The sequence below is a fragment of the Micromonospora sp. bgisy143 genome (genome assembly GCF_057708145.1).
In genome coordinates this window covers 22,085-36,423 of sequence record NZ_JBYIRN010000043.1, presented here as the reverse complement: position 1 = coordinate 36,423, position 14,339 = coordinate 22,085, and the positions used below count along the sequence as shown (strand labels likewise).

Here is a 14,339-nt window from a genome sequence, read left to right as displayed (position 1 = left end):
CTTCGCGGTGTGCGCGGCCGGCCACCCGGGTGCTGTCCGCCCGGGTGGCCGGCCGCTGATCAGTTGACGGTGATGCGGATCGAGTCGAACGCCGGGGTCTGGTTCGCCCGCTCCATCATGGGCAGCCGGTGCGAGCCGTCGCCGGCCCAGACCGAGCACTGGGCGGTGCCCGACTCGGGCAGACCCGGAATCTGGATGGTCACCTCGTCCGGCTGGGCGCCACCGCGGCCGTCCTCGGTGGCGACGAAGAACGCCGGCACCTCCTGCGGCTCGGGCGGCGCGGTCAGGCTGTCCAGCATCCGGCAGGCGGTGTGGAAGTGACCCCGCACCAGGCCCTGGTCGTTGAGCAGCGAGCTCTCCACGTAGTAGCCACCCTGGCCGGCGGCCAGGAACCGGTCCCGCACCAGGTTCTTGGTGCTGACCCGCAGGGTGAAGGGCTGGTTGCGGCCGACCTGCTGCGGGAACTGGGTGATCAGCAGCGACGGGTTGTTGGCGGCGGCGCCGACCTCACCGAACTCGGTGCTGACACAGCGGTTGCCGAGCTGGAAACCGTTGTGCGGCTCCAACCTGCTCTCGTCGCAGTTGTTGGCCAGGACGCCGAGGCCCGCGCCGGGAGCGTTGCCGCCGTTGTTCCCACCGTTGTTGCCGCCGCCGGTGTTCCCACCGTTGTTGTTACCGCCACCGGTGTTCCCACCGTTGTTGGTACCACCGCCGGTGTTTCCGCCATTGTTGCCGCCACCGTTGTTGTTGCCGGTCGGCTGCACCTGGCACTGGGCGAGTTGCGCCAGCCCCTGCGGACGCGGCCCGACCCGGTCGATGGCGGTCGTGATCCGGTCCAGCACCGCCTTACGCTTGTCGGCCAACGGCCGCAGAATCGCGTTGTTGATAAACCCCTGACCCTTGTTGCCCTCGGCGGCGAGCCGGCGGTCGGCCTCGGCGATCTGGCTCTGCAGCTGCGCGAGGTTACGGTCGACCTCGGCGCGCGCCCGCTCGGGCACCTGCGGCAGCTTCGACAGGACATCCGGACAGGCGATGGCCGAGCCGGTGCCGACCGTGCCGTCCTTGCCGTCCTCGCACTCCGCCACCGATTCCTGACCGTCACCCCAGTGGTTGCGCACCCACCGACCGTTCTGCCACGTACGGCTGGTCGAGGTGCCGCTCGGCGCGGTCGAGCCCGGGCTCGGTTCCACGCATTGCCCGGCGGCGGGCCGCGGCTTGTTCGTCCGCCGGTCCTGGGCCGACGAAATCTGGGTGACGGCGACTACTCCACCGAAGACCACCAGCGTGCCGACAACGGCCAGCAGACGCTTGCTCCGCGCGATGCCGGGTGACCGGCGCGCCCGAGTGGACCTGCGCATCGAATTGCTCTCCTTCTCGATCCGGTAGTGGATTCCTGCCCTCGGCGGACCGACGGATGTGAGATGGCACGCCATGGCGGCGGCCACCGCGACCTACCCGGTAACGTGTCGATGGCCGACGATGCCCTTTCCGCACCGTCGCCCGCGCCCGGTCGACGCGGTTGGGGAGATCCTCTTCATTCGCGCAGGAGTACGGGACGACGGCGGGGAAGGTTCAACCCACGCACAGAAAAATGCTCCGCACCGATCGGATCGGGTGCGGAGCAGCGTCCAGCGACGGACAGTGACGGTCAGTCCGCGCAGAGGTGATCGAAGGCGAAACCGCCCACCAGCTCGTCACGCCGCCGGCTCAGCGCGGCGATCTCGGCGGTGAGGTCCACGCGCGCGAGCAGATCCGGACCGTCCGACCGGGCGGCGCGCAGCCGTTCGCCGATCGCGACGGTGGCGAGGTCCTCGGCGAGCCGGGCCGGGTCCACGCCGCAGGAGAAGCGCCGCGCCGTGATCGACACCCGCTCGACGAGACAGCTGTCCAGGCGCGGCTGGACCCAGCTCCACCCCTGCGCCGGGCCGTCGGTCCAGTGCACGTGCAGCCCGCGCACGATCGGGTCGGCGAGCTGCCCGGCCACGTACGCCTCGACGGCCGCCGCCCGTGCCAACGCGCCGAGGTCGTTCACCGGGCCGGTCCGCCCGTCGGGGAGTCGGCCGAGGATGTCGCGGAAGCCCACCGGGGCGGGCTCGTCGCCGGTGCCGCCGGAGGCGTAGGCGCGCGCGTCGAGCACGTACTCGATCAGGCGCCGGCCGTGCTCGGCGGCCCGCAGCGTCGGCGACCCGATGCGCAGCACGGGCAGGCCGACGGCCGCGCTCACGGCGTCGGTGAGTCGCTCGGCGCGCTGCTCGGCCGAGCCGGGCAGCGGGACCGGCCCGATCGTCACGGCGACCACCGGACGGTGCGTGTCGGCCGCGCAGACCACCAGGTCGAACGCGGTCCGGCTGGCCGAGCCCCACTGGCTGCCGGTGACTCCCGGCGGGCGTCCCTGCACCAGTTCGCTGAGCCGGCGCGGCCCGTACACCCGGTGGCCGGCGCGGCTGAACAGCGCGTCGCGTCCACCATCGGCGGGCAACGCCCGCAGCCAGCCGCGGTCGTCGCTGCTCGTCATCTGCCTGATCCATCCGCCGGTCGGTCGAACCGCGCCGAGTCTAGGCGGTCGGCCACCCGGTCCGGCGGCGCGGCCCGCCCGTCACCGGAGCGCCGCGCCCGGGTCCGCTACCGGCAGACCGCCGTGGCGACGACCGGCGCCTGCGGCAGGGTCGGCGGGTGGCAGTCCCCGGGTACGGCCGGCCGCCACGCCGCCGCGACGTTGTAATACCAGTCGTCCGGCACGGACGCGGCCCACTGGGACAGGTCGGTGCCGCCGTCCAGGCCACTGGCGAGCGCCACGCCGGGGGATCCCGTCCGGAGCGCGGCCAGCAACTGCAGCATGCCGACCGTCGGATAGCCGAGCGCGGCGCACGCCTCGTCGCCCCAGCGCCAGCACGTCCAGGCCAGCTCCGGGTCGGCGATGGCCCGATCCGGGTACGGGGCCGCGAACAGGTCGTACACCACCGCCTCGGTGCCGAGGGTCTGACCGACGCTCTGCCAGAAGTCGATGGCGTACGCGGCGTCGGGCATCGGCTTGGCGCAGACGGCACGTTCGTCCCGGCAGGCCGCCCCCGGGCCGGTGTAGCGGCCGTGGCTCCACGCCAGGGCGACGATGGGCGTGATGCCGGCCGCCGTCAACCGTTGCGTGTACGCGACGACTTCCTGCCGGTACGGCTCGCCGCCGTAGCGGGTGTCCACGTACGACAGGCCGAGCCAGCATGCCTCGTTGAGCGGGAGGTACACCGCCTGCACGTCGCGGGCGACGAGCCGGGCCACGGCAGCGGCGTCGACCGGGCCGTCCCAGATGCCCCGCCCCTGCACGCAACGGGCCTCCGCCCCGGTGCGCACGAGTGGCGTCAAGGGTCGGGGCGCCGCCGTGTCGATGACCGGGGAGATGCCCCAGAGTTGGTCGCGGACCACGCTGACGTACGGGGCCTGCCGCTCCTCGCCCGGTGTCAACACGCGTACCCAGCCGCTTGCGTTGCTGGTCCCCGTCGCGCCCTGGTCGTCGTACGCCCGGGCGTACACGCCGTAGAAGCCGGCCGACAGGTCACGCCACCGGGCGGTGTACGGCGCGGTCGTGTCGGTGCCGAGCGAGATGGTGTCCGACCCGTTGCCCCAGCCGAAGAACTCGACGCGGGTGATCCGTCGGCCGGGCGCGGCCGTGGCGGCGGCTTGCACCGTGATGGTGGCCGGGGCGAAGAAGTGGTCACCATCCTCGGGCTTCGTGATCCGCACCGACGGGCGGTTCGGGTCGGGGGTGGGGCTGGGTGAACCGCTCGGCGTCGGACTCGGCGAGGTCGGCGGTGGGGTCGACGGAGGCGGAGGCGCGGGCACGGCGGTGGTGCAGGTGATGCCGTTGAGCGTGAAGTCCTGCGGCTGGTCGGTCCAGACCACCCCGTGCGTCATGACGTACGGGAAGGACACCGTCCGGTCGGCCGGCAGCGTGACACCGGGCAGGTTACGGATCGTGACCTGCCCGCCGTGTTGCTCCCAGCGCACGCCGTCGACGTTCTTGACCTGCTCGGTCGGGTATCGCAGCGGGAACCGCAGCGTCCACTCCGCGAGCGACTGACCGGCACTGTGCACCCTGAGCTCGCCACGCAGGATCGACGGGTGCCGGGTATTGATCACGAGCTGCGCCGCGCACCCACTGGCGGCGGAGGCCGGGAGGACCACTGCGAGAGCACCCGCGACGGCGATGAGCGCCGCGACGGCCAGCGGGACGACCCGATTCCTCATCACACGACCCCCGTCATCGATGTTCGTCACTGGGATCGTGTCCCGGTCGACGCCGGACGTCAAGGCCGGGGCCCTACTCGGCGGCCCCATGACCAGACCCTCGATGGTGTGCTTCTGACGGATCGGCTCCAGCCGATCCACCACCGGGCAGGGCAGGTGCCGGCGTACCGCCTCGGGCAGCCGCTCCCAGTAACCCCGGGTGACGGCCATGTCGTGCCGCGGGCACGTATTACAACGTTGTAGAAGCCTGCCAACGGACACCGGACCACGCCAGCGCTCGCCAACCTCCTGTGACCCACATCACGCCGCCGTCGCGTTCCAGTCAGCCTGTCGGGGTGTATCCAGCGGGGTCGCCGAAGGCGGATCGGCTGGGAGGTCGGAGCATGTCGCGACAGCTGCGGTTCGGCACCCTCGCCGCGAGCGGGCCGCGTCCCCGCCGACGCGAGGCAGGCCATCCCCGCCGGCCCCGGCACCCGCGACCGGCCGGCGAGCCGACCATCCGCCGTCGACCGACCGACGGTCGGGCGGGACGACACCACCGGCTTCCCGGGCGACCCACTCCCACCCCTGCGACGCCGGTCGGGGGCGCGCTGTCCGGCGCCGCACCACCACGCCGCGACAGGGGCGCGGCAGCGGAGATCGGTCGGAGCGCCGTCGCCGCCGCCGGCCGGGTGCCGGGCATCTGCGACGTCCGCCCGGTCACCGTCCGCGTGGACGACCGGGCCGTGGGCCTCGACCTCGACCTCATCACCGAGTACGGGCACAGCGTGCCCGCCGTCGCCGACGCGGTCCGGCGCGCGGTCGCCGACCGGGTGTACGCCGACACCGGCCACACCGTCGTCGCGGTGACGATCACGGTGCGGGATCTCGTGGTGCCCGGCTCGGACCAGGCCGCTCCCCGCCCCCCGACCACCCGGGGAGAGCTGACCATGGCGACCGTCAACCGGGTGGCCTCACTCCTGCTGGGTGTCGCCCTGCTGGCCGGTGGCGCCCTGCTGGCCGCGCAGGCGCTGCTGGTGACGCTCGGTGTCCCGACGCCGCGGCTCGTCCGCCCCGGCTGGTACGAGACGCTGACCGGCACCCGCTGGGCCGATCCGGGCGTCCGGGTGGCGGCCGGCGCCGCCATCCTGCTGGGCCTCGTCGTCCTCGCCGCTCAACTGCGCCGGTGGACGCCGGTCCGGCTGCGGGTCGACGAAGGCGACGGCTGGCACCTGCGCCGACGGTGCGTGGAACGTCGACTGACCGAGGCGGTGGACACCGTGCCGGGCGTACGCCGCACGAGGGTGCGCATCCGACGCCACGGTGACCGGTGGCGGCCCCGGCTGCACGCCACCGGCGACCCGGCGGCCCGCGCCGAGGTCGAGTTCGCCGTGCGCCAGGAGCTGCGCCGGCTCGCCCGGCCGCGTGTCGACCGTGTCGAGATCCGACTGCTGCCCGCCCGGCGGCCGGCATGACCGACGCCGCACACCGCCTGCTGTGGACGATCGTCGCGCTGCTGCTGGTGGCCGGTGGGGCGACCGCGCTGGCGATCGGCGCCGGCGCGCTGGCGGGCGGCGACCCCGACCCGGTCCTGCTCGGCGACGGCCTGGTCGACGCGTGGCGGCTGGCGACGCCCTGGAGCACCCTGGCGGCAGTGGTGGCCGGGCTGCTGACCGCCGTCGCCGGCCAGCGCCTGCTGCACCGGACGGTACGCCGACCCGACCGGCCCCTGCGGGGCATGCTGAGCCATGCCGGGAACCGTCCCGGTCGCACTCGGCTCTCCACCGAGGTGCTCGTACGCGCGCTGGAGCGCGACCTGGTCCGGGCGGCCGGGGTACGCCGCGCCCGGGTCGTGCTCACCGGCGCGCCACCACGACCCGACGTGTGGGTCCAGGTGGACCTGACCGGCGACGCCCCCGCCGCGCGGGTCCGCGAGCACGTCCACGCCGCCGTCCGCAGGTTCGCCATGACGGCCGGCTGCGAACCCGCGCACCTCGACGTGACGGCCCGGATCGAGCCGGACCGGCCCTGAGCCAGGCGTACGCCGGTCAGCGCCCGGCCCGACGGCCGGCCACGACGCTCGACGAGATGGAGACCGCCAGGGTGAGCACCACCACGGCGAGGGTCAACCACACCGGCAGCTTGCCGACCGGCGTCTCGGCCAGGATCAGCTTCACCCCCGCGAACGCGAGCAGCAGCGCCAGTCCGTAGCGCAGGTGACCGAAGTGCCGCAGCAGACCGGCGAGGCAGAAGTAGAGGCTCCGCAGCCCGAGCACGGCGAACGCGGTGGCCGTCCAGACCAGGAACGTGGTGGTGGTGATGGCGAGGATCGCCGCCACCGAGTCGACGGCGAAGGCCACGTCGGTGGCCTCGATGGCGATCAGCGCCACCAGCAGCAGGGTCGCCACGCGTCGCCCGCCGACCCGGGCGGTGAAGCGGTCCCCGTGGTACCGGGCGTCGGTCGGCACCACCCGGCGGAACAGCCGCACCGCCAGGTTGCGCTCCGGGTCGACGTCCGGCTTGCCGCGTACGGCCAACCGCCAGCCGGTCCACACCAGGAACCCGCCGAGCACGAACCCGGCCCAGGTGAGCCGGGCCAACAGCTCCGCGCCGGCGAGGATGAACAACAGCCGGAAGGTCAGCGCCCCGACGACGCCCCAGAACAGCACCTTGTGCTGGTAGCCCGGTGGCACCCGGAAATAGCCGAAGAGCAGAGCGAAGACGAACACGTTGTCGGCCGAGAGCGCCTTCTCCAGCAGATAGCCGGAGAAGTACGCGATGGCCGGGTCGCCACCCAACCCCCACCAGACGACCAACCCGAACAGCAGGCCCGCGCCGACCCAGACCCCGCTCCAGAGCAGCGCCTCGCGCAGCTCGATGACGTGGTTGTCACGGTGGGCCACCACGTCGACCGTGAGCAGCAGGGCGAGCAGACCGCCGACCGCCGCCCACGCCCACGGCGGCACCGCGACCGTCGCCTCCGCCACCGGTGCCCCCCGCATCGACCACGGCGCACCGCCCGCTGTCGGCCGGCCGGCGCTCCCCGAGCCTATGCGAACGACGCACCGGCCGTCGGCGCTCCGGCGAAGCGCACCCGCCGGTCAAGGCCCCGGTCGCGGGCCAGACCGGCAGGGCGGCCGGGCCGCTCAGGCGACGGGCATGAACTGGCCCGGATCGGCGGCCGTGTCGTCGGCCTCGTAGGCGATCGCGTTGATCACCTGCACGACGCCGCTGACCTGGCCGGCCAGCCGACCGGCCAGGTCGACGGCGGAGCGCCGATCCAGCCGGCCGGCCAGCGTGACCGCACCGTGCCGGACCTCGACCGTCACCAGGCCGTCCCGCACGGCCAGTACCCGGCGCAGCACCTCCTGGACCACGTCCTCGCGGATCTCGGCATCCGACCGCAGGTGCACCCGCAGCAGGTCGGCGCGGCTCACGATGCCGATCAGCCGGCCCAGGTCGTCCAGCACCGGCAGCCGCTTGACCTGCTCGTGGTCCATCAGCCGCGCGGCGGCGGAGAGCGGCGCGTCCGGCCCGGTGGTCACCGCGGGCGCGGTCATCAGGTCGCCGGCCAGCAACGCCTCGCTCTTGCCCCGGGCGCCACGGCGACGACGGCTTTCGAAGATCCGTCGTTGCGCCGGCTCGCCGGCATGCTCGATCCGATGCAGCAGGTCCGCCTCGGACACCACACCCAGCACCCGGCGGAACCCGTCGATCACCGGAACGGCGCTGACGCCACGGCGCAGCAGCACGTCGACGATCTCCCGGTACGGCGTCGTGGCCGTCACGGTCACGACCTCCCGGGTCATCACGTCACCCACCTGCCAGGTCCTCATCACGGCCTCCCTCTCGTACCTGCACTCCCGACGCTACGGCCGGACGGCGGCCGTGCTCAGGGTCCGTCGGCCGGGCCAACTGGGGTCCAAGGTCCCGGGCCGGTGCGGTCCGGTCGACCCTGCTGCCGGGCCGCCCACCGGGCGTCCAATGGAGATGCCACCGGGAAGCGCGGTGCGAGGCTGAGAAGGGACGTGGACACCATGACCGCGACGATCGAGCGGACCACCGCCGAGACCACCGCTCCGGCGGCCGGCACCACCCGGAAGAGGGCCGCCCGGTACGTCCTGGCGGGCACCCGGCTGGCGCTCGGCTGGATCTTCCTCTGGGCTTTCCTCGACAAGCTGTTCGGCCTCGGCCACGAGACCGAGTCGAAGAACGCCTGGATCAACGGGGGCAGCCCCACCAAGGGCTTCCTCACCTTCGGGGTCGCCGGCCCGTTCAAGGACGTGTACACGAACATCGCCGGCGCCGCCTGGGCGGACTGGCTGTTCATGGCCGGCCTCGCCGGGATCGGCATCGCGCTGCTGCTCGGTGTCGGCATGCGGGTCGCGGCCGTCACCGGCGGGCTGCTGCTGGTCCTCATGTGGACCGCCGTCCTGCCTCCGGAGAACAACCTCTTCATGGACGACCACCTGATCTACGCCGCGGTGCTCGCCGTCCTGGCGCTGCTCAACGCCGGTGACACCCTGGGCCTCGGGAAGGTGTGGGCGAGGCTGCCGATCGTCCGGCAGGCGCCCTGGCTGCGGTGAGCATCCCCGCCTGGCGGGCGTCACCTCCGGGTGACGCCCGCCACCGTCGTGTGCGCCGGGTTCGGGGTGTGCCGCCATCGGTCACCGGCGATCCGGCAGGATCGACGGTGACCGCAGACATCACCACGACACGGCAGGAGATCCCGCATGAACCAGGCAGCAGGCGCCCGATCGGGCAAGCCCGAGGTGGGTCCGATCGAGGGTACGCCGCCGGCCGACCTCGTGACCGAGGACATCACCGTGGGCGACGGCCCGCAGGCCGAGCCCGGCCAACTGGTGAGCGTCCACTACGTCGGCGTGTCGCACTCCACCGGCGGCGAGTTCGACTCGTCCTGGAACCGGGGCGAGGCGTTCGAGTTCCCGCTCGGCGGCGGCCAGGTCATCGCCGGCTGGGACCAGGGCGTGGCCGGGATGCGCGTCGGCGGCCGTCGTCGTCTCACCATCCCGCCGCACCTGGGCTACGGCGACCGCGGCGCCGCCGGCGTCATCAAGCCGGGCGAGACGCTGATCTTCATCGTCGACCTGCTCGGCGTGCGCTGATCGACAGGGACAGGGGCCGTCCGGCGCGACGCGGGACGGCCCCTGTCCCTGTCCGAGTCGACGTCCGGCCGCCCTCTTCGGACGGATCGCCCGGTCGGGTCAGGCCGCCAGCACCAGGTCACCGGCCGCGGCCGGCGGACGGCGGACGGACGCGACCAGATCGGCGGGCGCCCCACGGCGGGCGGCCTCGACCACCCGGGCCGGCTCGAGGATCGGCATCACCCGGTGCAGACCGGTGGCGCGCAACACGCGGGCCACCACCGGCGTCGGGTCGACCACCACCAGCTCGCCGCCCCGCGCCCGGACGCGCAGATGCGCCGCCAGCAGGGCCCGCACCCCGGCGGCCGAGAGCAGCCGCAGCCCGGACAACTCGAGCTGGACCACCGGGCGCACCGGCACGGACCACAACGCGGACCGGAACGCGGCCACCGTCGCGATGTCGACCTCGCCGGCCACCCGCACCTGGACCACCTGGTCACCCACGCTGACCTGCACGTCGATCCGGTCGCTGCGCTCTCCCATGCCCTGAAATCTAGCCGCCACCACCGACAGTTTCGCCCGTCCGGGGAGTGATTCCGGGTACGTCCAGGGTCATCCCCCAGGGTTCCCCCCATCCGCCTGAAGGCGCAGGCCAGGGCCCTCCGGATCGGCCGAACGGCCGGTGGCGCGCCGCACCGGGTAGGCCGCAGATCGGCGTTGGAGAATGAGCCGATGGTGATCCCCCGACCCCGGCCGCCCCGGCTGATCCGGCCGGTCCGCGAACCGGCCACCGTTCCGCCTCCGCTGCGCGGCGTGTGGGCTGCCACCGACCGCCGCCTCGACCAGGTCGAACTCCTGCCCCTGCCCGAGGGCGCCGTCGGGCCCGAGGACGTACTCGTCGACCCGACCGGTCGGGTCGTCAGCGGCGACGAGGACGGCAACCTCTGGTGGTGGCCGGTGGACGCGCCGGCCGGCACCCGGGGACGGCTGCTGGCCGAGACCGGCGGCCGGCCGCTCGGCATCGAGCTGGACCCGTCCGGGGAGGCTCTGGTGGTCTGCGACGCGTACCGGGGGTTGCTGCGGGTCACGCCGGACGGGGCGGTCCGCGAGCTGACCGGGACGGCGCCGCCCGTGCACCTGGCGAACAACGCGACCGTGGCCCGCGACGGCACCGTCTTCTTCACCGACTCGTCGGACCGGTTTCCGGTCTCGCACTGGAAACGGGACCTGCTGGAGCACCGCCCCAACGGTCGCGTGCTGGCCCACCACCCGGGCAGTGGGCGTACCGAGGTGGTGACCGAGGGGCTGTACTTTCCGAACGGGATCGCGCTGACGCCCGACGAGTCGGCGCTGATGCTGGTGGAGACCACCACCCACCGGCTGCTCCGCGTCGAGCTGGGCCGCGGGGTGCGGGTACTCGCCGACCTGCCCGCGTACCCGGACAATCTCTGCGCGGTGGGCGACGGGACGTACTGGATCGCTCTGCCCAGTCCCCGCGTGCCGATCGCCGAACGGCTGCTGCCGTACCCGCGGCTGCGCCAGCTCGCCGCGCTGCTGCCCGACGCCCTGCAGCCGCAGCCACGCCGCTACGGGCTGGTCGCGCTGGTCGACGGCGAGGGCACGGTCCGTCGTACGCTGCACGGCCCGACCGGGCGCTACTCGATGATCACCGGGGTACGACAGCACGGCGACCAGCTCTGGCTGGGCAGCCTGACCGGGTCGGGCGTGGCCCGCGTACCCCTGGGGTGAAAAAGGTCGGGCGCCCGGGCCGCGCCCTCGGCGACGCCCGACCCCGACGCGGGCGGGTGGGCCCGCCCCGGGGCGTGGGCGGGCCGGCCCACCGGGTGGGGTGGACCGGCCCGCGCGGGCGTGTCAGCGACCGCTCACCGAGGGCGCCGGGGCGGGTGACCCGCCGGCGACCGCGCCCGGGTGGGCCGGGGCGACCGGCGCGGGCTTGAGACCCGGCGGCACCGGTAGCGCGCTGCCCTTGACGAACTCGTCCCAGCTCACGTTCCACGCCGTCCAGCCGTTGCCGGGCTGCAACTCGACCTCGGTGCCCTTGACGGTGACCAGGTCGCCGACCTGGGTCACCCCCATCAGCCAGTCCGCGGCCGTGGCGGAGACGTTCGCGCAGCCGTGCGAGGTGTTGGTGTAGCCCTGCTCGCCCTCCGACCAGGGGGCCGAGTGGATGAACTCGCCGCCCCAGGTAAGCCGCTGGGCGTCGTCGACGTCGACCACGTAGCCGCCGTTCGGCTCACCCCGGGTGTCGAAGGTGGTCCGCTCGTGCTTCTCCATGATCACCATCTTGCCGCTGGAACTCGGCGTGCTCGGCTTGCCCAGGCTGACCGGGATGCGGCGGATCAGCTTGCCGTCGCGCAGCACCGACATCTGCTTCGTGGCGTTGTCGATCTCCAACGAGACCTGCTTGCCGATCTTCGACGTCGCCGTCCGCTCGGCGTCCCCCACCAGGTTCTTGCCGATCGGCAGGCCCTGGAGGCCCGCCCGGACGCTGACAGTCGTCCCCGGCCGCCAGAAATCAGGCGCCCGGTAATAGACCTGACTTCCGTCGTCCAGCCACGACCAGGTGCCCGGCTGCGGCGGATTCGTCTTCACGAACAATCGACGTTGCACATCCGCCCTGGCCTCTTTCGGAATTGCCGGGTCGAACGCGACGGTCACCGGCATGGCGGTGCCGTACGTCCGGTTGCCGACGAAATAGAGCGTGCTGGTGACCTGCGGTTTCGTGGACGCGGCCATGGTGGTGAACGTGGTGGTCCGGGTCGTCGTCGCGCCCGAGTCGCCGGTCGCCGTCACCTCCGCGGTGTACGTGCGCCGAGGTTGCAGCGGCGCGCTCGGCACCCAACCCGAGCCGTCCTCGCGCGGCTCCGCCTTGACCTGCGCGCCCTTGTCGTCGGTGAGTCGGACGGCGGTGACCCGTCCACCCTTGACCACCGTGCCGACCTCGGCGCTGACCGGTACGTCGCGGGTCTTGTCGCCCGGTGTGACGGTGAGTTCCGGCGGCGCGGCGTGTCCCTTCGCCGGCCCGGCCGCCGAGTCCCGGCCGACGGTGCACCCGCCCAGCACGAGCGGTGCGGCTGCGATAGTTACCGCCAACAGCGTCAATCGCCGCCTAGACGTCATGTTCAGTCCCCCCGTTTTCGGCTTCCCTCGGTCACATTCTGGTCGCCTCGACAGGAGCATTCAGGCATTCGGAGATAATCGCGCGCGCATTTATCGGCACATTTTCCCGCACTGCGCCGGTTGTCGAAAAAGCGCACCACTGCCGGCTGTGCGCACCTCCGCCCGTCCGCATGCGCACCGACCCGCAACGTCCGGTCCGACCCCGACGCCACCTATCTCCCCGATCGCACGACTCCCACAGCAGGCACAAGAGCCCGGCAGGCCGGGCAGGGCTGGGCGAGGGCTGGGCGGGGCTGGGCGGCGGGGCTGGGCGGGGCTGGGCGGGCAAGATCCGCGCAACTTCCCCGATGTTGCTGCCTCCGCGGCGCAGGACACAGCAACATCCCCGAAGTTGCGCAGATCTTGACGAGCCCGCCCCCGGGCGCACGGAACAAGCAGGACAAAACGCGAGGTCCCCGCCCCCTCCCCCGCCGATCTTGCACTTTCGGTTGTCGTTAGGGGCGGAATGTCCCGGTATGTCGGCGCAGAAAGTGCAAGATCGGCGCGGCGGGTGGGGTGTGGAGTCCGCCGTCGCGCACCTGGTGGGCGGACTTTTGTCAGGTGGAGCGAAACTTCTGCTGATCGCGAGGGAGCTTTGCCTTTGTCCGGAGTCAAGGGTAGGGTCGCGTTCCAGATAGAGGGTTGCCCATTCGTCGATCAGCCTGCCTGCCGCCCTTGCCGGGGTCGGCCGCGGTCCACCCGCCGGGTCACCGACCGCGCATAACGCGCCAACCTCACCGTCCCGCCGGAGCACGCCTCCGGCCGGTTCGGCGCGCCCCGGTCCGGACGGCCGGTTGACCGCTGCCGACGGCACGCCATCCGTCAGGAAGGAACCACCACCATGGATCACCAGGCCAACCGCTCGGAGCCGACCGTGACCTCCGAGCCGGTCAGCCGGCGCGGACTGCTCCGTGCCGCGACCGTCTCCGCCGCCGCCGTCGGCGCCGCCGGGATTCTCGCCGGCCCGGCCAGCGCGGCGCCCGCCGGTGACACCGCCGCCGCGGGCCAGTCCCACGGGCGGCGTCGGGTGCCGGTGGACCGCATCAGCATCCAGCTCTACACCCTGCGCGACCAGCTCGCCGCCGACCTGCCGGGCACCCTCGCCGCCCTGCGTCGCATCGGCTACCGGCGGGTGGAGCACGCCGGCTTCGTCGGACGTACGGCCGCGGAGTTCCGCGCCGCACTCGACGCCGCCGGGCTGCGCGCTACCTCCGGGCACACCGGCATCCCGCAACCGTTCGATGCCGCCGCCTGGGAACGCGCTCTCGCCGACGCCAACACGCTGGGCTGCAAGAAGATCGTCCACCCGTACTTCGGTCGGGACGCCGAGGGCCGCCCGTACCGGGACCCGGCCATCTACCGTGCCCTGGCTCGGGACCTCAACCAGGCCGGTCGGCTCGCCGAGCGGGCCGGCCTCGACTTCGGCTACCACAACCACCAGCTGGAGTTCGTGCCGCTGACCGACGGCTCGACCGGCTTCGAGATCCTCACCAGCCAGACCGATCCTCGGCTGGTCCACTTCGAGCTGGACCTGTACTGGACCTGGCGCGGCGCGCACGACCCGGTCGACGTGATCCGGGAGAACCGGGGACGGATCCGTCAGGTGCACGTCAAGGACCTGGACGTCGAGGGTGGCTTCGCCGACCTCGGCGACGGTGTCATCGACTTCGGCCGCATCTTCGCCCACGAGCGGGAGGCGGGCATCGAGGAGTACATCGTGGAGCGCGACGACGCGGGCACCTCGCCGCGGGTGCCCGCCGATGCCCTCGACACCGCCCGGGTCGGCTTCGACTACCTCGCCGCACTCCGGTACTGAGCATCGTGAAGGGCTACCAG

General features: G+C 73.0%; 13 protein-coding genes. 6 read left to right on the top strand and 7 right to left on the bottom strand.

Annotation, left to right across the window (positions count from 1 at the left end; genetic code table 11):
• Window positions 1-59 precede the first annotated feature (59 nt).
• From AC3EN4_RS30395 to AC3EN4_RS30385, 3 genes are all read right to left on the bottom strand, one after another.
• Complete coding sequence (locus AC3EN4_RS30395) at window positions 60-1,358, bottom strand: hypothetical protein (RefSeq protein WP_435209836.1); 1,299 nt, start codon at window positions 1,356-1,358, stop codon at window positions 60-62.
• Between the two features lie 290 nt (window positions 1,359-1,648).
• Window positions 1,649-2,515, bottom strand: a complete 867-nt coding sequence (locus AC3EN4_RS30390; protein WP_435209835.1) for a PDDEXK family nuclease — start codon at window positions 2,513-2,515, stop codon at window positions 1,649-1,651.
• 107 nt (window positions 2,516-2,622) lie between these two features.
• Window positions 2,623-4,449 carry an Ig-like domain-containing protein gene (locus tag AC3EN4_RS30385; protein ID WP_435209833.1) on the bottom strand — a complete coding sequence of 609 codons (1,827 nt, stop codon included), beginning with the start codon at window positions 4,447-4,449 and terminating at the stop codon, window positions 2,623-2,625.
• A gap of 173 nt (window positions 4,450-4,622) precedes the next feature.
• Between AC3EN4_RS30385 and AC3EN4_RS30380 the strand changes: the two genes are divergently transcribed.
• Complete coding sequence (locus AC3EN4_RS30380) at window positions 4,623-5,693, top strand: Asp23/Gls24 family envelope stress response protein (RefSeq protein ID WP_435209831.1); 1,071 nt, start codon at window positions 4,623-4,625, stop codon at window positions 5,691-5,693.
• Window positions 5,690-6,250, top strand: a complete 561-nt coding sequence (locus tag AC3EN4_RS30375) for a hypothetical protein (RefSeq protein ID WP_435209829.1) — start codon at window positions 5,690-5,692, stop codon at window positions 6,248-6,250. The genes AC3EN4_RS30380 and AC3EN4_RS30375 overlap by 4 nt, the downstream gene beginning before the upstream one ends.
• A 16-nt stretch (window positions 6,251-6,266) precedes the next feature.
• On the opposite strand, the gene AC3EN4_RS30370 is transcribed toward AC3EN4_RS30375, so the two are convergent.
• Both AC3EN4_RS30370 and AC3EN4_RS30365 read right to left on the bottom strand, forming a co-directional pair.
• Window positions 6,267-7,220: a TerC family protein gene (locus tag AC3EN4_RS30370; protein WP_435209827.1), complete on the bottom strand. Its 954-nt coding sequence runs from the start codon at window positions 7,218-7,220 to the stop codon at window positions 6,267-6,269.
• A gap of 144 nt (window positions 7,221-7,364) precedes the next feature.
• A complete protein-coding gene (locus AC3EN4_RS30365; RefSeq protein WP_435209826.1) occupies window positions 7,365-8,054 on the bottom strand; it encodes a CBS domain-containing protein in 690 nt (229 codons plus the stop codon).
• Between the two features lie 192 nt (window positions 8,055-8,246).
• Between AC3EN4_RS30365 and AC3EN4_RS30360 the strand changes: the two genes are divergently transcribed.
• Entirely contained in the window at window positions 8,247-8,804 is a 558-nt protein-coding gene (locus tag AC3EN4_RS30360; RefSeq protein ID WP_435209824.1) for a hypothetical protein, read from the top strand.
• A 147-nt stretch (window positions 8,805-8,951) separates the two neighbouring features.
• The gene (locus AC3EN4_RS30355) at window positions 8,952-9,344 is read left to right on the top strand and encodes an FKBP-type peptidyl-prolyl cis-trans isomerase (RefSeq protein ID WP_435209822.1); all 393 of its coding nucleotides are present in this window, start codon (window positions 8,952-8,954) and stop codon (window positions 9,342-9,344) included.
• A 99-nt stretch (window positions 9,345-9,443) separates the two neighbouring features.
• Here the strand turns inward: AC3EN4_RS30355 and AC3EN4_RS30350 are convergent, their stop codons facing one another.
• On the bottom strand, window positions 9,444-9,866 hold the full coding sequence (locus tag AC3EN4_RS30350) for an STAS domain-containing protein (protein WP_435209820.1): 423 nt from the start codon (window positions 9,864-9,866) through the stop codon (window positions 9,444-9,446).
• A gap of 189 nt (window positions 9,867-10,055) precedes the next feature.
• On the opposite strand from AC3EN4_RS30350, the gene AC3EN4_RS30345 reads away from it, so the two are divergent.
• The gene (locus AC3EN4_RS30345; protein WP_435209818.1) at window positions 10,056-11,072 is read left to right on the top strand and encodes an SMP-30/gluconolactonase/LRE family protein; all 1,017 of its coding nucleotides are present in this window, start codon (window positions 10,056-10,058) and stop codon (window positions 11,070-11,072) included.
• A gap of 123 nt (window positions 11,073-11,195) precedes the next feature.
• On the opposite strand, the gene AC3EN4_RS30340 is transcribed toward AC3EN4_RS30345, so the two are convergent.
• Window positions 11,196-12,464 (bottom strand): L,D-transpeptidase, encoded by a 1,269-nt coding sequence (locus AC3EN4_RS30340; protein WP_422740206.1) that lies wholly within the window; start codon window positions 12,462-12,464, stop codon window positions 11,196-11,198.
• A gap of 880 nt (window positions 12,465-13,344) precedes the next feature.
• Between AC3EN4_RS30340 and AC3EN4_RS30335 the strand changes: the two genes are divergently transcribed.
• On the top strand, window positions 13,345-14,319 hold the full coding sequence (locus tag AC3EN4_RS30335) for a sugar phosphate isomerase/epimerase family protein (protein WP_435209817.1): 975 nt from the start codon (window positions 13,345-13,347) through the stop codon (window positions 14,317-14,319).
• The last annotated feature ends 20 nt before the right edge of the window (window positions 14,320-14,339 follow it).

Coding starts and splice junctions, on each gene's coding strand:
- AC3EN4_RS30375 (WP_435209829.1), top strand. CDS start 5,690: ATGACCGACGCCGCACACCGCCTGCTGTGGACGATCGTCGCGCTGCTG.
- AC3EN4_RS30365 (WP_435209826.1), bottom strand. CDS start 8,054: ATGAGGACCTGGCAGGTGGGTGACGTGATGACCCGGGAGGTCGTGACC.
- AC3EN4_RS30345 (WP_435209818.1), top strand. CDS start 10,056: ATGGTGATCCCCCGACCCCGGCCGCCCCGGCTGATCCGGCCGGTCCGC.
- AC3EN4_RS30340 (WP_422740206.1), bottom strand. CDS start 12,464: ATGACGTCTAGGCGGCGATTGACGCTGTTGGCGGTAACTATCGCAGCC.
- AC3EN4_RS30370 (WP_435209827.1), bottom strand. CDS start 7,220: ATGCGGGGGGCACCGGTGGCGGAGGCGACGGTCGCGGTGCCGCCGTGG.
- AC3EN4_RS30355 (WP_435209822.1), top strand. CDS start 8,952: ATGAACCAGGCAGCAGGCGCCCGATCGGGCAAGCCCGAGGTGGGTCCG.
- AC3EN4_RS30385 (WP_435209833.1), bottom strand. CDS start 4,449: ATGGCCGTCACCCGGGGTTACTGGGAGCGGCTGCCCGAGGCGGTACGC.
- AC3EN4_RS30390 (WP_435209835.1), bottom strand. CDS start 2,515: ATGACGAGCAGCGACGACCGCGGCTGGCTGCGGGCGTTGCCCGCCGAT.
- AC3EN4_RS30395 (WP_435209836.1), bottom strand. CDS start 1,358: ATGCGCAGGTCCACTCGGGCGCGCCGGTCACCCGGCATCGCGCGGAGC.
- AC3EN4_RS30380 (WP_435209831.1), top strand. CDS start 4,623: ATGTCGCGACAGCTGCGGTTCGGCACCCTCGCCGCGAGCGGGCCGCGT.
- AC3EN4_RS30335 (WP_435209817.1), top strand. CDS start 13,345: ATGGATCACCAGGCCAACCGCTCGGAGCCGACCGTGACCTCCGAGCCG.
- AC3EN4_RS30350 (WP_435209820.1), bottom strand. CDS start 9,866: ATGGGAGAGCGCAGCGACCGGATCGACGTGCAGGTCAGCGTGGGTGAC.